The sequence below is a fragment of the Akkermansia sp. RCC_12PD genome, assembly GCF_036417355.1.
Classification (GTDB): Bacteria; Verrucomicrobiota; Verrucomicrobiia; order Verrucomicrobiales; family Akkermansiaceae; genus Akkermansia.
Genome location: NZ_CP143889.1, coordinates 128981 through 149822, shown reverse-complemented (window position 1 = coordinate 149822; position 20842 = coordinate 128981). Strand labels below are relative to the sequence as shown.

The window sequence follows — 20842 nt, the reverse complement described above, 5'->3', positions numbered from 1 at the left end:
CCGCATGCCTGGTACGTCTCTTCCTATTGAGGAAATCCGCGGGGAATTTCTAAAAGCCCTTAAAGGAGCGTCTCCCCGCATTTTGCTGAAGGCGCCTACGGGTTCTGGAAAGTCCACCGGAATTCCTCCGATGATGGATGATGCGGGGCTAGGGGGAAACGGCCTCATCGTCGTCGTCCAGCCGCGCCGGATGGCGGCACGCCTGCTGGCCCGGCACGTCGCCAGGCTGCGCGGCGTGGAACTGGGACGGGAAGTAGGGTACATGGTCCGTTTTGAGCGGCACATATCCTCCCGTACCCGTATTGCGTACGTGACGGACGGCGTGCTGGAACGCTGGCTGACGGACCGCCCCGGCCTGGAAGGGGTGAGCGCGGTGGTTTTTGACGAATTCCATGAACGGAGCCTTTCCGGGGACTTGTCCCTGGGGCGTGTGCTGGACCTGCAGGAAGGGCCGCGGCCGGACCTTGCCGTGGTGGTGATGTCCGCCACGCTGGAAATGTCCGGCCTGAGAGAATACATGGGGGAATCCTGCCGGGAGCTGGAAGCCTGCGGACGGCAGTACCCGGTGGAAATCACGTACCGTCCTGCCCGTCCAGTCAGCGACGGCCGGGGGAGGGTGGCGCCACCGTCCGTCTGGGACCAGGCCGCGGAAGCTGTCCGTGAGGCGGTGAAGGATGCCGCTTGCGGAGACATTCTCCTGTTCATGCCGGGCGTTTACGAAATCCGGCGCACAGTGGAACTGCTGGAGGGAAAACCGTGGCTGGGGGGCCGGGACATTTTCCCCCTGTACGGGGCATTGAGTCCGGAACAGCAGAACCGCGCGGTGGAAAAGGGAGGGCGGCCGCGCGTCATCGTCTCTACGAATGTGGCGGAAACTTCCCTGACGATCGAGGGGGTGAGGACCGTCATTGACACCGGATGGGTGCGCCAGTCCGGATGGGACCCGTACCGGGGCATGGACACCCTGCACCTGGTCAGGATTTCAAAGGCGTCCGCCGCCCAGCGCGCGGGCCGTGCGGGCCGCGTGGCGGAAGGCCGCTGCTTCCGGCTCTGGAGTGAGGCCGAACAGGCGAAGAAGGCGGAATTCGACCCTCCGGAGTGTTTCCGGGTGGACTTGTCCGGAGCCGTTTTGAACCTGTGTTCCTGGGGTGTGGCGGACCCGGAGGAATTCCGCTGGCTGGACAGGCCGGACCCTCTGGTTCTTCAGCGGGCGCGCCATCTCCTTGCCTCCTTGGGAGCCGTGGACGGGGAGGGACGCCTGACGGAGACGGGCAGGAGGATGACGGCGTTTCCGCTGCCGCCACGGCTGGGCCGCCTGATCGTGGCCGGGCAGGATGAACGGTGCGCGGTGGAACTGGCCGCCATTGCGGCGTTGATGCAGGGGGAAGGCGTGGAAGCGAAGGGCGGCCTGAACGATGATCTGCGGGATTCCGGCGACTATACGGACTTTCAGGCGGAATGGCGCGCCGTGGGGAAGGCCCTGGATTCCCATTTTGATGCAGGAGCATGCGGCCGCCTGGGCATTTCCGCCCGCGGTGCGCGGGAAGTGTGGATGGCTTACCGGCAGTTGCTGTCCATCGGCAGCCGCGGGTATTCACGGGAGGTGCCGGAGCCGGATTTCCTGGCGGCGCGTTCTTCCGTCGTCCGGGCATTAATGGAAGGGTTTGCGGATCATGTAGGCGTCCGGAACGGCGTGGCGGCCAGCACGTGCCGCATGGCGGGCGGCGCGGGCGGCAGGCTGTCCGAAGGCAGCGTGGCCTTACGCGGCCTGCACTTTGTGGCCGCGGAAATGGCAGAACTGTCCGGAAAGGCGGTGGAAACCCGCATAGGCCGCTGCACGCTCATCACCCCGGAAGAATTGCGCGCCGTATGGCCGGAACGTTTTTCCGGCGGGGAGGCGGCCGTTTTTGACTCTGGCCTGCGCCGCGTTCGCTTGCACCAGCGCCTGATGTATGAAGACCTGGTGCTGGAAGACCGCGACCGCGGGGATGCCCCTGCGGAACTGGCCGCTCCCATTCTGGCGGAAAAAGTGGTGGACGGCACCTTGAAGCTGGTAAAGTGGGACCACGCCGTGGAGCAGTGGATACGCCGTCTGAACGGCCTGAGCCGCTGGATGCCGGAGCTGGAACTGCCCCTGTTCGGGGAAGAAGACAAGCTGGTGGCCATCGCCATGGTCTGTGAAGGCGCCGTGGGATACAAGGATATCAAGGAGCGGGAGATCATGCCCGTCCTCCGGGACTGGCTTTCCGGCTGGCAGGCGAAGGCACTGGACGACTACGCCCCGGTTAGCCTCAAGCTCCCCAACGGGCAGCATGCCAAGGTCCGGTATGAGGAGGATTCCACGCCGGTAATCGGCCTGACGGTGCAGAGATTGTTTGGCGTGGCGGAATCCCCCCGCATTGCCCGCGGAGCCGTAACCGTGAAAGTGGAAGTTCTGGCCCCCAGCCAGAGGCCGTGGCAGGTGACCGGCTCCCTGGAAAGTTTCTGGCGCAACGGCTACGGCCAGATGAAAAAGGATCTGGCCGGACGTTATCCCCGGCACTGCTGGCCGGACCCCTCCGAATTGGACTTTCTGCGTCCCTCCCGCTGACGGGACGGGAAGGGTGAATTTTCTGTAACAAAACAGTGGCAAAATCTCCCTTTTCCGTGTAAAGAGGCGGTGGTGCAGCTCGCGGACGCCCTCCGCCCACCATACACAAGAGACAGTTATGGACTCAATTTACTGGATTATTATCGTAGCCCTGCTGCTTCTGGCGGCATTTGACTTGATCAATGGCGTCGCGAATGACGCCGTCAACTTCCTCAACTCCGCCATCGGCTCCAAGGCCGCCCCCGTCAGGGCAATCCTGGCCGTGGCCTCCATTGGCGTCCTGGTGGGCGCGTGCTTTTCCGGAGGCATGATGGAAGTGGCCCGCAACGGCATCTTCCATCCCAACATGTTCAGCTACCATGAAGTGATGCTGCTGTTCCTGGGGGTGATGATCAGCGAGGTGATTCTTCTGGACACGTTCAACACGTTCGGCCTGCCCACCTCCACCACGGTTTCCCTGGTATTCGGCATTCTCGGCTCCGCCGTAGCTACGGCCCTTTTCAAAATTTCCAAACTCCACATGACGGAAACGGTGTGGGACTTCATCAATACGGACAAGGCGTTTGAAATCGTCACCGGCATCCTTCTTTCTGTAGCCATCGCCTTTACGGTGGGTACCATCGTCATGTGGATTTCCCGCCTGGCGTTCACCTTCAAGTACCAGTCCCGTTTCAAGTGGTTCGGCTGCTTCTGGTGCGGCATTGCCATGACGGCTATCGCGTACTTTGCCATCTTTAAGGGGTTGAAGGAATCCACCCTGCTGGACCGCGGCATGATTGCCTACATTGACCAGAACCTGGGGCTGGCGGTTCTGGTCGCCTTCGCAGGCTTCTCCCTGCTCATGTTCCTGCTTCAGCACCTGTTCATGACCAATATTCTGCGTCTGACCGTCCTGGCGGGGACCTTTTCCCTGGCCCTGGCGTTTGCGGGCAATGACCTGGTGAACTTCATCGGTGTTTTCATGGGGGGGCTGGATTCCTTCCAGTACGCCCGGGGCGTCGTGGCGGACGGCGGAAGCACGGCCTCCATCACCGCCATGGAATGCCTGATGCCCGGCAAGGGCGGTCCCGTGAACCATTACATCCTTTTTGCGGCGGGCTGCATGATGATTTTTGCGCTGTGGTTTTCCAAAAAGGCCAAAACGGTTATTGCCACCGGCGTGGAGCTTTCCCGGCAGGGGGAGGGCGGCATTGAGCGCTTCGGTTCCGTGCCTCCGGCCCGCGCCATTGTGCGCAGTGCCATCGCCTTGGGGCGCGGCGTGAAAAAACTCATTCCCGCCCGCATGCTGGTGCGCATGAACCACCAGTGGGACCCGGCTCCCCAGCCACTGAATCCCAAGGACCGCGTGGCGTTTGACTTGATACGCGCCACCGTGAACCTGACCGTGGCTTCCCTGCTGATCGCCTGGGCTACCGGCAAGCAGCTTCCACTCTCCACCACGTATGTGACGTTCATGGTAGCCATGGGGTCCTCCCTGGCGGACAAGGCATGGGGAAGGGAGAGCGCCGTTTACCGGGTTACCGGCGTGCTTACGGTCATTTCCGGCTGGTTCATGACGGGACTGGCCGCCTTCACTCTGGCTGCCATCATGGCTACGGTGCTGCATTACGGGCAGATATATGCCATCTTCGGCCTGCTGGCGCTGGTGGCCGTTATCTTGGTGAAATCCACCGTCATGCACCGCAAGCGGGAAAACAAGCTTTCCACCGAACGGTTTGACCAGATCACGGAGGAAAACATTCTGGACGTGTGCAGCCACCAGATCGTGGACAGTACACTCAAGCTCCGGGAAATATACAACGACACCGTGGAAAATTTTTTCCAGGGGGACCGCAAGGCCCTCAAGGAACTGGCAGAAGCCGCGGAGCGCCTGGCGCTCACCAGCAGCGAGCACCACAAGTACGACATTCTTCCCATTCTCTACAAGATGCAGTCCCGCTCCCTGGACATGGGTTATCACTTTGTCCAGGCCTTGGAGCATTTGAATGAAGCCACGCAGAGCCTGGCCCAGTTCTCCGAATCCATCTTCACTTATGTGGACAATAACCATACGCCCTTCACCATTGACCAGGTGAGCGACTTGAAGGAAGTCCACACGGCCCTGATGAAACTTCTGGACGAATATTGCAAAATGCTCCAGACGGGAACCTATATTCAGTTCGACTACACGATGGTGGCGCAGGAGCAACTGCTCCAGCTTGTGGCCAAAGCCACCAAGCGACAGATCAAGAGAACCCAGCGCAATCAGACGCGAACGCGTTCTTCCCTGCTGTATCTGAATATGCTCAATGAAATGAGATTCATGGCGGTTCAGGTGCGCGCCCTGACAAATGACGAGAGGAATTTCGTGGCGGCGTAAACGGAATATTCGGGATGGGAACGGGTCTTCCTTATTTTCTTCAGGAAAGGGGTGGAGAGTCTTGAAACCTTCTTTCCCGGTTATTTCTACAGGAAAGGATCGTTCAGTGGCAGGGATCGCGGAAACTCCCTCCTATTTTAAACAGCATTGATTTTACAGGTAGTTGGACGAAGCGGCTGCGGAAAAAATCCGTAGCCGCTTTTCCGTTCAGGGCGTCGTTCCAGGCTTGTGTCATACAAAAAACGAAATGTTTGAACATATTCGCGTCCCGGCTGTCTCACCCATAACGGTTATGATCCGGATGCAGTGAAAGAGAGAGCACTTCATCCACCAAGGATCTCTCCGTCTTCATAGGTAGTTAGTTGAACAGCAGCCCCGGCGAAGTGATTCGCCGGGGTTTGTTCGTTTTTATGGATGGAATTTCACTGAAGCTGGATGTGAATTGCCGTCAAACGTTCACTCCGGTCGTGACCAGGTGTAAAAGAACTGCACGTTGACGTTTACCGTCTCTAATAAACAGGCCGCAACGTTTTTCCTGAAATAAGTCAGTATCCGGGATTATCCGGTTGTGGTCCAAAACTACCGGGTTATTGGGGAGGTCATGCTCCCGGAGGGGAAAAGGCGTTTCCTTCCCCATTTGATGTGGGAAAACGTCATTTGATATGGATGCATGAATTGGCGTCCGTCTGGGACTTTTTGCGGTGGAAGGGAGTATGGACGGCAGGGCTGACCCCAGGAGGCATGCGCGGGGCGCTTTCCCGGAAAACTGGAAAGGGAATTTGAACCAGCCGGAGATTTCCGGATTGGGGGAAATGGCATGTGCGCTTTTGACTAAACGGTTTCATCATGAATTGTCGTTACGTTTGATTGACGCGGAGTGTCCGTCAGGGCATAGTGGCGCGGTATGAAGAGAATGCTTTGCGTGATCGCCGGTACATGCGGTTTGTTCGGATGGGCTTCTGCGGACGAGATTGGCATGAAAAATGTCCTGTCCGTCTGGAACAGCAGGCAGGCGGACTGGGAATCTGCGTTCAAGATAGCTGAGACAGATGAAAAAAGGGCGGAACTGCTGAAAAGCCAGCCGGATGCCGTGACCGCAGCCAGGGATTTGTGGGGGCAGGTGGGGCGTGATCTCTCGAAACCTTATACCCTTCCTGCCATTGTCTGGTTTCTGGATCATCCGCAGGCGCTTGAGGAAGCCTTCCCGGGCGGGAATGTTGCCAGGAAAATCCTCCTGAACTGCCTGAATGCCCTGGAGAACAATATGGTGATGGAAAAGGGCGCCGGACAGGCGGCCCATGCACTGAGCAACTCGCGCGATTTGCGCTGCCGTACCATTCTGGAAAAGATCAAGGATTTGAACCAGTTTCCGGAAGACCAGGGACTGGCTTCCCTGGGGCTGGCGATGGTCATGAAGGAAAGTTCCGGGATGCAGCAGGATGACGGCCGCCTTGTTGCTGCCAGGGGCAAACTTCTGAAGGACGCTATTATCAAGTGTTATGATTCCAAATTCGGCCCCATTCCCGTCAAGGACCTGGTCAAGGAGGAGCTGTATGAAATCCGCAATCTTAATATCGGCCAGACGGGGCCGAAAATCAAGCTGCCTTCCTCCGCTACGGGAACCTGGGTGGAAATTCCCTCCGGCGACAAGCCCGTTCTGCTGGTTTTCTGGGATCCGCGAGATGCCATGTCCGTCAAGTTTTTGGAAAAGGCGGCTTCTCTGCGCAAGGAATTTCCCGGAATGACGGTGATGCCCGTAGCTCCGGTTTCTGAAGAAGGGGTGAAAAAAGCCCTGCTGAATTTGAGCCTGGATATTCCTTCCCTGGTGGATGCCCAGGCGGTTGCATTCAAGGATTACCGCGTGGCCCATACTCCACGGGTATATTTGCTCGATCCCAAGGGGAAGATTCTGATGCGTGGCACACCGGATCTTCTGTTTGACGCCAATCTTTATGCCGCCATGAACAAATTCAAGGGGAAGGAGGCTGAAAAGGCTCCACAGGCTCCGTCGGCCGCACCTTCCGTCCTGATTCCGGAAAGAGTCAATTCCCCGGACACACGCGTTCCTGCGGGCCGTCCGGCCCCGGCTTCACGGCAGCCCGTTCGTCCGGCGGCTCCAGTGGCGCCTCCCGTATCCGCGCCCCCTCTGCGTCCCATTCCGGAATAGCCGTTTCATGGAAAGAACTCCGATGAGAGAGGCGGCGGAAGCCGTGGCGCGGTTGCTGGCCCGGGCCGGGCACCTGGTGTATTTTGCCGGGGGATGTGTCCGGGACCGGCTGATGGGGTATCCCGTGAAGGATATAGATATTGCCACCTCTGCCCGGCCTGATGAAGTCTTGCGCCTTTTTCCCGGTTCATGGGAGGTGGGCGCCGCCTTCGGCGTAGTGCTGGTTCTTCACAAGGGCTTCTGTTTTGAGGTAGCCACGTTCAGGAGGGACGGAAATTACAGCGACGGCCGCCGTCCGGATGCCGTCTATTTCACGGATGCGCGTGAAGACGCCCGGCGCCGTGACTTCACGATGAACGGCCTGTTTGAGGAACCTTTTTCCGACCCTCCCGGAGGCATCGTGGATTATGTGGATGGCATGCCGGACATTGAGGCGGGGATTCTGCGGGCGATCGGGAATCCGGACTGCCGCTTTGAGGAAGATTCCCTGCGCTTGATGCGGGCGGTGCGCTTTGCCATCACCAGGGAAGTTATCATGGAAGAGGAAACGTACGCTTCGGTTTGCAGGAACTCCGGTCTGCTGGCCCGGATAGCCCCGGAGCGCATCCGGGAGGAGCTGGACAGGATACTGCTGGCTCCACGCAGGAGGGCAGGGGTGGAAATGCTGGTGGAAACGGGACTCATGAAGCACATCATCCCGGAAGTATACGGAATGGTCGGCTGCGGACAGCCCCCCCAGTGGCATCCGGAAGGGGATGTGTACACACATACCCTGATGATGCTGGAAGCCCTGGGAACGGGCGGAGGCCCCGTTTCCCTGGAGCTGGCCCTGGCCGTGCTTCTGCATGACATCGGCAAACCTGCCTGCCGGGAGGTGGATGAAACGGGAAGAATCCGTTTTTCCGGTCATGACAAGGAAGGTGCTGTTCTGGCCCGTGTCATTTTGCGGAGATTGAAATACTCCAATGCCGTAGTGGATGCCGTGGCGGACATGGTGGAGCGCCACATGCGCTTCATGCATGTGCGGCAGATGAAGAAATCCACCTTGAGAATGTTCATGAATTCCCCCTTCTTCCAGGATGAACTGGAGCTGCACCGGCTGGATTGTCTTTCCTCCAATGGATTGATGGATAATTGGCAATTCATCCGGGACGCTAGGGAATCCTACCAGCAGGAGCCTCTGGTGCCGCCTCCCCTGGTGACCGGGCGCGACCTGAAGGCTCTGGGGTTTTCTCCGGGTCCGGATTTCAAAAAATGGCTTTCCCATATCCAGGAACTCCAGCTGGAAGGCGCGCTGCTAGACAGGAGGGAGGCCTTGCTGCGGCTGGGTCAAATTGCCCCGGTGGATCAGAATACACTTGCAGAGTACCTGGAAAAACTAGCATTATAAACGAACTCCATTCCTGCGGAAGAAGGAGGGCATCCCCTGTCCCCCTTCTTTTCCGGGGAAGGGTTGCATCAAGTCATATCAATTCATGCGTCCGGTCATCTATCAACTGTTTGTCCGCCACTTCTCCAACATGGAAATGCACGGAGTAGATTGGGGAAGTCGGGAGGAAAACGGCTGCGGCACATTTAATGGGGTGACGGACAAGGCTCTGCGGGAAATCGCCAGGATGGGCTTTACCCACATCTGGCTGACGGGCGTGCTGAGGCATGCCACACAGACAGCCCATCCCGGACTGCCCGCACAGCCGGAATCCATCGTTAAAGGGCTGGCCGGCAGCCCTTATGCGGTTCTGGATTATTTTGACGTGGACCCGGACCTGGGATCCGCTCCGGAATTGAGGATGGAGGAATTCAAGGCCTTGGTCAAGCGGTGCCGGTCCGTTGGACTGGTGCCTCTCATGGACTTTGTCCCCAACCATGTATCCCGCGCCTACCTGGCGGACTGGGACGGCCATGACGACTTTGGAGAGGGGGACGACCACCATACGTTTTTTTCACCGGAGCAGGGATATTTCTACCTCACTTCCAACAGTCCCGGCGACGGCCCCCCCCCTGCGCCTCCCGGACGGGCTGTTCGAAGGGGAGATGACTTTCGGCAGGGTGACGGGAAATAATGCGGTGACGTGGGAGCCGGACCGGTGCGACTGGTATGAAACGGTCAAGCTCAATTACGGCTATAACTTTCTGGCAGGGCTTCCGGCCCTCCGCCTGCTGCCCGACTGGACAAGCCCCAAGCAGAAGGTCCCCAAGACATGGAGAATCATGGACGATATTCTTTCATTCTGGCAGGGACTGGGCATTGGAGGGTTCCGGTGCGACATGGCCCAAATGATTCCCATGGCGTTCTGGAAATGGGCCATTGCCCGCTCCCGGGTGCGTCTGCCCGACGTGTTTTTTATGGCGGAAGCCTACAATGACCATCTGAAAACCACTCCGGGCGATCCCTGTACCGCCCTGCTGGAATCAGGGTTCAATGCCGTTTATGACGCCGATTGCTACCATCTGGCGGAACATGTGTATACGCGGGGAAACTGGGCCAACGATTTTGACCGTCTTTTCCGTAGTGAGCCCCAGTATTTGACCCACGGCGTCCGTTATGTGGAAAACCACGATGAAAAGCGCGTCTGCTCGCCCATAGCGTGGGGCGGGACGGGACGCACCATTCTGCCGGCGATCATGACACTCGTGTATGCCTCCGGCAAGGGACCCGTGCTGGTGTATAACGGGCAGGAGGTAGGGGAACGCGCAGAAGCGCCGGGCGGTTATGGCGGCCATAACGGCCGGACCAGCATCTTTGACTATACCTGCCTGCCGCAGTTGCAGACCTGGGTGGCAGGCGGCAGGTTTGACGCCTCCCTGCTGGACGAGGACTCCGCGGAATTGAGGGATTTCCATGCGCGTCTGCTTCCCCTTCTCCAGCATCCTGCTCTGGACCGCGGGGATTTTTATGGGTTGAACTGGGCCAATATGAAAAACACCACCTTCGGCAGGGAACCGGCGGAAGACACTTCCGGACACTGGGTGTATGCCATGCTCAGGCATCATGCCCATTCCACGGTGCTGGTGGTGGGAAATCTTTCTCCAACCATCAATTTCTATAACCTCTGCATCTCCATCCCCCAACATGCGTTCAACTGGTGCGGCATTCAGACAGAGAAAGTGCGCGCCAGGAACCTGATGTGGAAAGAGGGGAAAGACAGGCTTTTTGACAGAAGTGAACTGATGGACAGGGGAATGGCCTATCCTCTGAAACCGGGGGAAGTAGGCGTTTTGGAACTGTCAGAAGCATAGGAGAAGCCGGGGCGCGGAGCCCGCTTTTCCGTGTTCGATATTTTTTGCTCCTTTGGGCGTTTTTATAATGACGGACGGAATTTAATTCGCTATAGTCCCGGAAATTCCTATGACTAGACGTTTTCCTTACTCCATGTCTACCATTCAGCAGATTGCTCTGGCGCTTGCCGTTGCCGGAGCCTGTCCTGCCCTGGCGCAGGACGGCGCAGGCGCCGCCCGCCGTGCTGCTGCCCGGATGGAAGAACAGGCGCAGGCTTCCATGCTGCTTCTGAACCAGGCGCGTCAGCAATATTCCGAGGGCAAGTATCAGGAGGCTCTGGAACTTTACCGTAAAAGCCTGAATACCTTGCCCAAGGCTCCCAATATGGAGACCCGGCGCCGCTTCCTGGAAACCAGCATTGCGGATGCCAGCGTGGCCGTGAGTCAGGAATACATCAAGGTGGGGCGTCGTGACGAAGCCTCGGAATTATTGAAATCCGCGTTGAAAACGACTCCGAACCATGCTTTGGCCAAGCGTACTCTGGAACTGCTCAAGGACCCGATCCGGACGAATCCGTCCCTGACCCCGCAGCATGTCGTGGACGTGGAAAAGGTCAACGGCCTTCTTCGCCTGGCATTCGGGTATTATGAGCTGGGACAGTACGATGAGGCCCTGAAGGAATTTAACTCCGTTCTCCTCATTGATCCCTACAACACGGCGGCGCGGCGCGGCATGGAACAGGTGAACCGTGCACGTACCAACTATTTTTCCTCTGCGCGGGATGAAACCCGCGGGAACGCCCTTGCGGAGGTAAGCAGCCTTTGGGAACGTCTTCCTTCCGTCACAGAAGTTCCCGAGGAACCGGAATCCTTCTCACAGCCCCTGGAAAATCCCGTGGTGAGCGTGAACCAGAAGCTGGGCATGATCCGTCTGCCCAGGGTCCAGCTGGAACAGGCTACGGTGGAGGAAGCCGTGGACTACCTCCGCAACCAGTCCAGAGTGCATGATGAAACGGCCCAGACCGAAGCCGAGAGGGGGATTAACATTTCCCTGGATCCCGGTCCTCCGGACAGCGTTACCGCCAAGGACATCGCCGCCAAGAAAATTACCCTGAACCTTCAAAACGTTCCGTTGCGCGAAGCCTTGCAGTACGTGGCCCGCGCCTCCGGATTGATTTTCCGCACGAACGCCTATGGAGCGGAACTCGTCACCCCTTCCGCCGGAACATCCTACATGGTTTCCAAGACTATTCCGGTTCCTCCCGGTTTCTTCTCCGGGGCGGATTCCTCATCAGGTTCGGACGACCTGGACCCTTTTGCTTCCGGTGACTCCGGTTCCTCCGGAATGACGCTGAAGCGGGTAGACCCGCAAAAGATGCTTGCCGCCATGGGATTGAAATTGCCGGCCGGCAGCTCCGTTAAATATAACGCAGGCAACTCCACACTCTTTTTTCATGGAACTCCCAGGGACTTGAACTTCCTGGAAGAACTGGTGGCGGCCAAGTCGGCGGCTCAGCCCCTGCAGGTGATTGTGAGCGCCACGTTTCTGGAAGTCAACCAGGCGGATCTGGAAGAACTGGGATTCAACTGGATTGTGAACCTCAACCTTGACCCCAACAAATGGTTCATGGGCGGGGCAGGGACGGACAAGAACGATTATAACAATACCGTACTGGACAGCGTCGCCAGGGTAGCTGGGGCAGCGTCCCCTGTGGGAGTAGTGGGCGGGCTGAGGTCAGGCAACCAGGTATTTACGGAAGACAGCATTGACGGCATGATCGAACGCGGCACTTCCGCCAGAAGTTCGGATGCCGTTTATACCCCCGGAGGAGCGCCTAGCATCATGACCATGCGCGGCATATGGAGCCAGGCAGACATCACCATGATCATGCGGGGTCTGAGCCAGAAGAAGGGCACGGATATCATGCAGCATCCTTCCGTGGTGGTGCGCCCCGGAGAAAAGGCAACTTTCTTCAGCGGCAGGGAACTGATTTACCCCACGGAATACGATCCGCCCGAAATCCCCAATAGCACGGGCAGGGATTATAACAATGACGACTATTGGGGTGACGATGACGACGTAGGGGAACGCATTCCCATCATGCCGATGACGCCCGCCCATCCTACGGCATTTGAAACCAGGCAGCTGGGCACCGTATTCAATGTGGAGGTGACCGGTATCAGCGAAGACAAGTCCATGGTGGATCTTACCCTTGCACCGGAACTCGTGGATTTTGACGGGTTCATCAACTACGGCACTCCCATTTTCCTGCCCTTGGTATCCCAGCAAGACGGGAAGGATGAAGTAACCATGACCAAGGCGTCGGACAACTTCATTCTCCAGCCCGTGTTTTCCAAGCGCAGCATGACCTCTTCCGTCCGCGTCCTCACGGGCAACACCCTGGTGATCGGAGCCTTGAAAAAAGCTACCTCCATCCAGTATGAGGACAAAATCCCTGTTTTGGGGGATATCCCCTGGGTAGGGCGACTTTTCCGTTCCCAGGGTTCCAAGGAACAGCGCAAGGCCATTATCATCATGGTGAAGGCGGAAGTGGTGGATCCGGGAGGCAAGGAACTGTACACGCCGAATACTCCCGTTCCGGAAACTCCGGAAGGCGGTCCGGATCTTCCCGCTCTTAGTGCCGTTGAGTAAACCTCTAAAAAACAAGCCTGTGAAAAACAGCGATTCTGATCCTGAATTCTCCCAGGGTGCGGGGAATATCATGCGCCAGTTACATGACTCCGATTCCCGCGGCGTGGAGCGGAGAAGGGAAGTGGTGGTGCGCCCGGACGGCTCCAAGGTCATCCGTGTGGAAAAGCGCCGCCGCTCTTACAGTGATGAACACCAGGGCGACAAAAAGGCCGCTTTGAAAAACAAGCGTTTCTTGATAGGCCTCTGTATTCTGATTTTGCTTGTCGCCGGAGGACTGGTGGGAACGTACATGTATCGGCTGACTTCATTCAATACGGTGGAATTTTCCAGCCGCATGCAAGAAGAACTGTCCGCTGCGTGGGGGGGAGATGTGGAAGTTTCCGGAATGGCCATGGATGGCCGTTCCCTGAAAGCTTCCCGCATCAGGATCACCTTTCCGGAAGACTCCTGCCTTTCCTTCATCACACTGAACGGAATTTCCGGGGAAATTTCCGCGACTTCCCTGTTTCTGGGCAGGGTGAAGGGGGAAAGCCTCAATGTGTCACAAGCTACCATCGGCCTGCGCCCGGGATACACCAAATTCTCTCTGCCTCGGACGGGGAAGGAACTGCCGTTCGCTTTTCAGCGCTATACAGTTCCGCGCCTGGAAGTGGGTTATGTCCATGAGCTGGAGCCTTTCACCCTGGAGAGGAACGAAGGGCCTTTTTACCTGACGGCGGAAGCCTACATCCGTACTGCCAGGAATGGCGGGACGTCCACGGAATATGTACTGGACCTTTCTCAGCAAAAATTGAAAATCAAGGGGTGGCCCCTGTTGGCCGTGGATGCGGGCTCCATTATTCTGGACAGTTTCGGCATCAAGCGGCTCACCTTCTCCGGCTTTGTGGACAAGGGGGCCATGTTCAACAAGCCTACGGACTTGAGTCCCTTCATGATTACGGGCAGCATGCGCCTGGACAACGACTTCCGTCACCGCCACTGGACACTGACCGGCAGAAACTTTGACTTGTCCCAGCTCGTCGGGGAATGTTTCTCTTCACTGATCAAGGTGCGCATGGGTGAACAACCCGTGGAGGAAAAGCGCGAATTGAGCGTGACTTTCTCCCTTCCCGTAGGACCGGAACAGAAAAGGCCGTCACTGCAGGGTATCAGCGGGTCCGTCATCAAGGCTTCCATGATGCGCCTTCCCGTGTTCCAGCTTTTGAAGGCCATGACGGAACGCAGGATGGAAACGGGCCTGCCGTATTCCTCTCCCGTATTCTCGTCCGGTTCCTTTATGATGGAAAGCGATGGTACGGACCAGTCCGTTTCCTTGAAAGATATATCCCTGTTTGAACAAAGCTTCCTGGGCGTTACGGGCAACTTGCATTGCAGCGGTCCCAATGTATCCGGGGAACTTGTATTCAAACTGCCCTCCTACATGGCAAATGGCCGCCGCATTCCCAAAGGAGTCACACAGGATGGACATGACTTCGTCATCACCGTGAAGGTTTCCGGGACGGCGGCATCACCCTCGGACAACTCCGGCGCCATGCTTCAGGAATTGAAATCCGCCGCGGAATCCGGCATTCTTCCTCCAGCTTATCCGTCCGGCGGGGCGGGCGGCTCCTCTCCGGCTTCTCCCGTTCCGTCTCCCGGCCGCATCACCGTGGACGGATTCATGTAATACTGTCGCCGTTTCATGCTTCCTCCCCTTCCCAATTTACGGAAAACGACTGAAAAGCGGACCCGCTGGTGGACGCAGATGGCCGGGCTGGGTCTGTGGTCGCTCTTGCAGCCTTTGTGCATGAGTCTGAATATCCGCTCCATCAAGGAGGAACACGACGATGTGTACACGACGCCTTTCCTCGTAGCCCTCTGGCACAACCGCACCGTCGTGCCGGGATACGCCTGGCACCTGGCGCACAAGCCGCTTAACATGTGCGTGCTCACAAGCGCCAGCAAGGATGGTGCTCTGGTGGAGGCCGTTTGCAAATACTTCGGCCTGGAAGCCGTCAGAGGTTCCTCCGGGCGCAGGGGCGCTATAGCCTACATGGAAATGCTCCGGAAAATCCGGGAGGGAAACGTCTGCTTTTGTTTCACTCCGGACGGACCGCGTGGGCCCATGTACCAAGTGCAGCCGGGCATCATCAGGCTGGCCTCGCAAACGGGTTTGCCTATTATCCCCGTCTGCATAGAATATGAAAGCTACTGGCGCCTGAACAAGGCATGGGACCATTACGCCATCCCGAAGCCGGGTTCCAACGTAAACATTCTCTGGAAAAAAAGGCTGTTCATCCCTCCGGGCATCACGGATGAACAAGTGGCGGAATATGGCCGGCTGCTGGCCGGCATGATGCAGGAAGGTGTCCCGGACTTCCCTCCACTTACTCAATCAAAATTATGCAAATCATCGACGGAAAGCTAGTGGCCTCCCAGGTTCTGGAAGAGGTTAAGGGAGACATTGACCGGCTCAAGGCGGCCGGGATTACGCCGGGCTTGGCCGTAGTCCTGGTGGGGGATGACCCCGCTTCCCAGGTATATGTCAATTCCAAGGTGAAGAAATGCGGAGAACTGGGCATGCATTCCCGGAAAATCGTCCTCCCTGCGGATGCCTCCCAGGAGGAACTGTTTGAGGTCATCAGGGGATTGAATGCGGATGCCTCTATCCATGGCATTCTCGTGCAGAGCCCCCCGCCTCCCCATATTGACGAGGCTGCCGTTGTGCTGGAAATAGACCCGGCCAAGGACGTGGATGGCTTCCATCCGGAAAACGTCGCCAAACTGGTGATGGAGGACGAATCCGGCTTTGTACCCTGCACGCCGCTGGGCTGCATCAGGCTGCTGAAGGCTGCGGGCATTGAAACCGCGGGTGCCAATGCGGTGGTGATCGGCCGCAGCATGATCGTGGGCAAGCCGATGGCCCATCTTTTGATGTCCAAGCAAGCCAACGCCACGGTGACCGTAGCTCATTCCCGCACGAAAAACCTTCCGGAACTCTGCCGTTCCGCAGATATCATTGTCGCGGCTATCGGTCGCCCCTCCTTTGTAACGGCGGAATTCGTGAAAGACGGCGCCGTCGTGATCGACGTGGGCATCAACCGCGTGGAAGACGCGTCCGCCAAGCGCGGATACCGCATCGTGGGTGACGTGGCCTATGATGAAGTGGCGCCCAGGTGCCGGGCCATCACGCCCGTTCCCGGAGGCGTGGGACCGATGACCATCGCCATGCTGATGGCCAACACGGTCAAGGCCTGCCGCCAGCAGACGGGGGCGTAGCCTATTTCCGGTGACGCCCGTTTTTCTTGTCAAAAGAGGGAAAGTAGGGCAGTATTCACCTACCATTATGTCAAGTAAATTACTCGAAGGCAAAGTTGGTGTCGTAGTCGGCGTGGCGAACAAGCGCAGTATCGCTTTCGCGATTGCCAAGGCATGGCATGAAGCGGGCGCAAAGCTCATCTTCAACTATCAGGGCGAACGCCTCAAGGACGGCGTGATCAAATTGATTCATGAAAACTTCGGTGAAGACGCTCCCGTTTATGATCTGGACGTGAGCAGTGACGAATCCATCAATGCTTTCTTTGAAAATGTCCGCAAACACACGGACAAGGTGGATTGCATGCTGCATTCCGTAGCCTTTGCACCCAAGGAAGCCCTTGGCGGCGGCAGTTTCCTGGAAACGGGACGGGACGCCTTCAAGATTTCCCTCGATATCTCCGCTTATTCCCTGGTGGCGCTTTCTCGCGCTGTGGAGCCGATGATGTCCGACAACGGCAGCATTCTGGCTATGTCCTACCTGGGGTCTGAAAAGGTGGTGCCCAACTACAACCTGATGGGGGTTTCCAAGGCCGCCCTGGAAGCCTGCACCCGGTACCTGGCGTACGACTTGGGCCGCTCCCGCGGCATCCGCGTCAACTGCATCAGCGCCGGTCCCATGCAGACGCTTGCAGCCCGTGGAGTTTCCGGCTTTTCCTCCATGTTCAAGGTTTATGAGGAACACGCTCCTCTGGGCCGTTCCTGTACGGGCGAGGAACTGGGTGCTACCGGCGTATTCCTGGCCAGCGACGGCGCAGCCGCCATCACCGGCCAGGTGATTTACGTGGACGGAGGCTACCAGATCATGGGCATGTAATGCTCTGTGATTTATTTTCTTTTGGGCCGTGCCGCTTGCCGGCACGGCTTTTTTAGGCCAAACGGGATGAAAGGGCCTGGGTTCATGTATTCAGGACAAAAAAATCTTGCACGCCGCTTTCCAGTTGATTAGAGTCCACGAGTGACAGTCCCCTATCGTTATTCATATAACGGGGAGGCATGCGGCAGCCTGGAGGAAATGCTGAACCAATACCGTATGGCTACTCATGACTCCCGTATTTCCCTGCTCAACGGGGAGGGCGCCTATATGGAAGCTTCTCTGGCCGGAAGCGGCCTGCATTGTTGCGGTGTGGGAATCGAGGCCAAGAATTACATTTGCCCCCGCGAAATGACCTTTGAGGAACTGTCTGAGGAATTCCGTCTTTTTGATTCCGGCGCGGACTATTCATTCGTGATGCAGGAATGGATCATGCTGCATGATTCTTTCTCCCTGCTGCCTGTCTTCATTAAATGGATTGCCGTCGCGGCCGTTCTGGATGCCGTCATCATTCTGATATTCTTCGGCGTGCCGGAAAACCATGTTCTTCACTATTCCCATATTCTGGATACGTTCTCGCGCTTCCTGCCCTGGTAGGGCGGCATGAAACGCATTTTCCCGGTACGGATGAATGGGCCGGAGCGGATTTTTCCGCCCGGTGGGAGTCTTTACGGAGCGAAAACTTTGAGCTTGCCGGCACGCGTGATTTGCACGGGGGCGTCTCCCGCATAATCTCCATCCAGTTCACAAGCCGCATGGCCGATGGCGGCAACTTGTCCTTCCGTCATCCGCACATATTCAAAACCGCCGTAGCGCAGGGAATGAAACCCTCCGTGAACGAGTGCCAGCAGGCTTTCTCTGATGATGGAAGGAGCCGCATGCTTGAACACCACGGCATCCAAAAGGCCGTCTTCATTATTTGCCTCTGCAAACAGTTTCATGGGGCCGCCGTACCTCCGGCCGTTGCCGAAGATGATGGAGCGTCCCTCCAGCACCCTGCCGTCATCCGTCGTCAGGGTCAGGAACGGCTGCCGTTCCGTGAAAGCCCTGGCTCCAGCGATTACGTAAGCGAAGGCCTTCCACTTCTTCTTCATCTCCCATGTCGTCAGCTCCACGGAGCGTCCGTCCGCTCCGATGCCCGCCATTTGAAGAAAGGGCTGACCATTGAAGGCAAACAGGTCGACCTTCCTGGTCCGTCCCGTTTTCAGCACATGCAGAGCGTGGTCGAAATTCTGCCGGAATCCCATTTCACGGGAAAAAACGTTGGCCGTTCCCGCAGGGAAGAGGGCCAGGGCCGTATCCGTATTGCAGAGGGCGCGGGCCGCCAGCCTCAGCGTGCCGTCGCCGCCCGCCACGGCTACGGCGGGTGCCCCGGAACGCGCCTGGGCAGCCAGGCGGTTCAGCATGTCCTCGCTGCTTTCCGGCTCCATGACGTCGAAAACGGTACCATATCTCTCCAGCCACCGGCGGAAGCGTCCCGCCCTGGCGCTCCGCGCCGTGTTGTTGAAGAACAGGGGAATCTTCATCGGAGACTTGCGGAAAGATTCAGAATCTGCACTGGAGCCTCCGTATGCGTGATGGCCTCCCTGCGCACGGTCCCGTCAGGAAGGAGGAATTCCAGCATGCCCCGGTTCACTTTCTCCGGCAGCGTAATTTCCAGAAACTTCCGCATGTCGTCGGACGGACCGGGTGTGACGCCTTCCGCCAGAACTTCCCCTTCTTCCGTCTTGAGGGAGACATGGAGGGGCAGTCTCCGGCGTTTGCCTCCCTCATCCTCCGTAATGTCCAGCATCAGCTTGCTGCCGGGAACGTATTCCGGCTGGGAAGCCGCCCAGGAGGAAGCCAGCTTCATGTAGCGTTTGGTGATGTTGACGGCGGGGACAATCCGGCTTTCAGGGGGAAACTCCAGCGCGTTCCTTTTCCTGTCGTAGCGGGCCTCCCAGACCAGGGGGAAAAACATTCCTTCCGCCTTCTTCTTCCAGGATGTGGCGTAAATGGCGTTCTCCGGTTTCCGGGGGTCCAGCATGCTGATGGCGGACATGACCCAAGGCGTGTTGAAATCCTTTTCATTGTACTCCAGCATCCGCCATTCTCCGTCGCACCAGGCTTCCACCCAGTTGTGGTTGCCCCGGACGTGGTTCCAGGTGACCACGCCCGCCATGCGGGCCGGAATGCCGATGGAGCGCAGGGCGCAAATGAGCAAAATGCTCTGCCCGGTGCAAGAAACCTTGCCGGACTCCAGAGACTCCTTCACACCTTGGTGGGGGACTCTCCTCTCCGTGGAATATTTCACGTGCAGTGTCTTCTGGATGCAGGCGGCTACGGTGAGGGCTGCTTCCCGCCCAGTTTTGCAGGAGGAGACGAGCGGAGCGAAAAGGTTGCGGAACTGCTCCCTCCATTCGTCGCGCGGTTCGTTGACCACGGCGTAAGGCAGCACGTCGTTCTCGTAAACTTCCCAGGGAACCTTGCCCGCCCAAGGGAAGCGGCTGCGGACGTCCAGGGCCAGCCTGACCTCTCTCTTCAGTCGCTCTTCCGTAATCACCGGCTTGTCCTGTTCCGGCATGTAGGCGCGTAAAAACTCCATGCCCTGGGTGACGGAATCATGAGCGGAGCAAAGGGCGGCAGTCACGCCCAGCAGAAAGACATGCGGCAGCGGATTCATGAACGTCGCCATTCATAGCTGAATTCCGGCGGGGAGACAAGCCTTCTCTTGAGTGAGAAGGGCGTTGAAATGGGCGAACAGGTGGGTATCTTCCGGAGGGGTGGGCGGGAAGGGGGTATCATTGTCCAGAATCTCCTCGCAGATGTGCATGAAATCGCGCGAGGTTTTGGCCCGTTTCATGTGGTGGTCAAACTCTTCCGGAAGGCCCCGGGCGGTATAGACCAGATACTTTTTCATCCGGTGGATGTGTTTTTCCTCCACGTAATGGTCCTGCATTTCCAGCGTGCGTTTGTACAGGCTGCGGATGTAGCGGAGGAGGTCCCGGAACGTGGGGGCAGTTGCGGCTTCCCCCCGGAAGTGGGCGCGTAGCTGGGAGAAAATCCACGGATTGCGCAGGGCGGCCCTGCCTGCCATCAGGCCGGCCGGAGCCGCCAGCCTCACCCATGCCTCCGCCGTTTGCATGTCCACAATATTCCCGTTGGCGATGACCGGGCATTTCAGCGTTTCCGCCGCCCATTTGACCCACTCCGGATGCACGGGGGAACGGTAGCCCTCCCGCACGGTGCGGGCATGAATGCATACCCGGTCCGGTGTGTGCCGGGCGATGACGGGGAGAATGCGTTCAAACTCGTCCGGGGTCTCGTAGCCTAGGCGGCATTTGACGGAAAAGCCTCCGGCGGGCAGGGAGTCCCGGAGCGCTCCCAGGGCGGAATCCATGGCCCGGAGGGAGCGCAGCATGCCGCCTCCGGCACCCCGCCTGCACACGATGGGGGCGGGGCAGCCCATGTTCAGGTCCACCCCGGCGCAGGCGTGGTTCATCAGATTCAGGGCATCCCGGACCAGGTGCTCCGGCTCCTGGCCCACCAGCTGGCCGTAAATGGGGCGCCCGGTCGGGTTTTCGTCTATGGAGCGCATGATGTACGGGGCCATCTTTTTGTGATGGGCCACCGTTCTGAAATACTCCGTAATGAAATAATCCGGCAGGGAATTCAAGTCGTTCAACGTCTTGATAAAAGCCAGGTCCGTGACGTCTTTCATCGGGGCTAGGGCCAGCAGCATGGGCTTGTGCATACCGTGAAAAGCC

The 20842-nt window shown here is 58.1% G+C and carries 16 protein-coding genes; 12 read left to right on the top strand and 4 right to left on the bottom strand.

What is annotated here, in order from left to right:
• Positions 1-4: 4 nt before the first annotated feature.
• Positions 5-2590 (top strand): ATP-dependent helicase HrpB, encoded by a 2586-nt coding sequence (gene hrpB, locus V3C20_RS00540; protein ID WP_130083429.1) that lies wholly within the window; start codon positions 5-7, stop codon positions 2588-2590.
• Between the two features lie 118 nt (positions 2591-2708).
• Positions 2709-4949 (top strand): inorganic phosphate transporter, encoded by a 2241-nt coding sequence (locus V3C20_RS00535; RefSeq protein WP_130083430.1) that lies wholly within the window; start codon positions 2709-2711, stop codon positions 4947-4949.
• A gap of 103 nt (positions 4950-5052) precedes the next feature.
• Here V3C20_RS00535 and V3C20_RS00530 read toward each other — a convergent pair whose 3' ends face one another.
• Positions 5053-5184: a hypothetical protein gene (locus tag V3C20_RS00530; protein WP_275668547.1), complete on the bottom strand. Its 132-nt coding sequence runs from the start codon at positions 5182-5184 to the stop codon at positions 5053-5055.
• Between the two features lie 669 nt (positions 5185-5853).
• On the opposite strand from V3C20_RS00530, the gene V3C20_RS00525 reads away from it, so the two are divergent.
• The 10 genes from V3C20_RS00525 to V3C20_RS00480 all read left to right on the top strand — a co-directional run bounded on the left by V3C20_RS00525 (position 5854) and on the right by V3C20_RS00480 (position 17693).
• Positions 5854-7116, top strand: coding sequence for a redoxin domain-containing protein (locus tag V3C20_RS00525; RefSeq protein WP_130083431.1), 1263 nt, complete (start codon positions 5854-5856; stop codon positions 7114-7116).
• Between the two features lie 7 nt (positions 7117-7123).
• Positions 7124-8506 carry a CCA tRNA nucleotidyltransferase gene (locus V3C20_RS00520; protein WP_238623793.1) on the top strand — a complete coding sequence of 461 codons (1383 nt, stop codon included), beginning with the start codon at positions 7124-7126 and terminating at the stop codon, positions 8504-8506.
• A gap of 85 nt (positions 8507-8591) precedes the next feature.
• Complete coding sequence (locus tag V3C20_RS00515; RefSeq protein WP_330935402.1) at positions 8592-9179, top strand: alpha-amylase family glycosyl hydrolase; 588 nt, start codon at positions 8592-8594, stop codon at positions 9177-9179.
• Positions 9151-10356 (top strand): alpha-amylase family glycosyl hydrolase, encoded by a 1206-nt coding sequence (locus V3C20_RS00510; protein ID WP_330935401.1) that lies wholly within the window; start codon positions 9151-9153, stop codon positions 10354-10356. Before V3C20_RS00515 ends, V3C20_RS00510 begins: the two co-directional genes overlap by 29 nt.
• Before the next feature lie 133 nt (positions 10357-10489).
• The gene (locus V3C20_RS00505; protein ID WP_161981337.1) at positions 10490-12988 is read left to right on the top strand and encodes an Amuc_1098 family type IV pilus outer membrane protein; all 2499 of its coding nucleotides are present in this window, start codon (positions 10490-10492) and stop codon (positions 12986-12988) included.
• Positions 12989-13007: 19 nt separating this feature from the next.
• Complete coding sequence (locus V3C20_RS00500) at positions 13008-14654, top strand: hypothetical protein (protein WP_149877066.1); 1647 nt, start codon at positions 13008-13010, stop codon at positions 14652-14654.
• A 15-nt stretch (positions 14655-14669) separates the two neighbouring features.
• Positions 14670-15395: a lysophospholipid acyltransferase family protein gene (locus V3C20_RS00495; RefSeq protein ID WP_130083435.1), complete on the top strand. Its 726-nt coding sequence runs from the start codon at positions 14670-14672 to the stop codon at positions 15393-15395.
• Positions 15371-16246 (top strand): bifunctional methylenetetrahydrofolate dehydrogenase/methenyltetrahydrofolate cyclohydrolase FolD, encoded by an 876-nt coding sequence (folD, locus tag V3C20_RS00490; RefSeq protein ID WP_130083436.1) that lies wholly within the window; start codon positions 15371-15373, stop codon positions 16244-16246. Before V3C20_RS00495 ends, folD begins: the two co-directional genes overlap by 25 nt.
• A gap of 67 nt (positions 16247-16313) precedes the next feature.
• Positions 16314-17099, top strand: a complete 786-nt coding sequence (locus tag V3C20_RS00485; RefSeq protein ID WP_130083437.1) for an enoyl-ACP reductase — start codon at positions 16314-16316, stop codon at positions 17097-17099.
• A 216-nt stretch (positions 17100-17315) separates the two neighbouring features.
• A complete protein-coding gene (locus V3C20_RS00480; RefSeq protein ID WP_130083438.1) occupies positions 17316-17693 on the top strand; it encodes a hypothetical protein in 378 nt (125 codons plus the stop codon).
• Between the two features lie 71 nt (positions 17694-17764).
• Here the strand turns inward: V3C20_RS00480 and V3C20_RS00475 are convergent, their stop codons facing one another.
• Genes V3C20_RS00475 through V3C20_RS00465 form a run of 3 tightly spaced genes read right to left on the bottom strand, consistent with a single transcriptional unit; the run spans position 17765 to position 20829 of the window.
• The gene (locus V3C20_RS00475; RefSeq protein WP_130083439.1) at positions 17765-18622 is read right to left on the bottom strand and encodes a diacylglycerol kinase family protein; all 858 of its coding nucleotides are present in this window, start codon (positions 18620-18622) and stop codon (positions 17765-17767) included.
• Positions 18619-19758 carry a transglutaminase-like domain-containing protein gene (locus V3C20_RS00470; RefSeq protein ID WP_161981336.1) on the bottom strand — a complete coding sequence of 380 codons (1140 nt, stop codon included), beginning with the start codon at positions 19756-19758 and terminating at the stop codon, positions 18619-18621. Before V3C20_RS00470 ends, V3C20_RS00475 begins: the two co-directional genes overlap by 4 nt.
• A gap of 12 nt (positions 19759-19770) precedes the next feature.
• Positions 19771-20829, bottom strand: a complete 1059-nt coding sequence (locus V3C20_RS00465; protein WP_161981335.1) for a tRNA-dihydrouridine synthase family protein — start codon at positions 20827-20829, stop codon at positions 19771-19773.
• Positions 20830-20842: the final 13 nt, after the last annotated feature.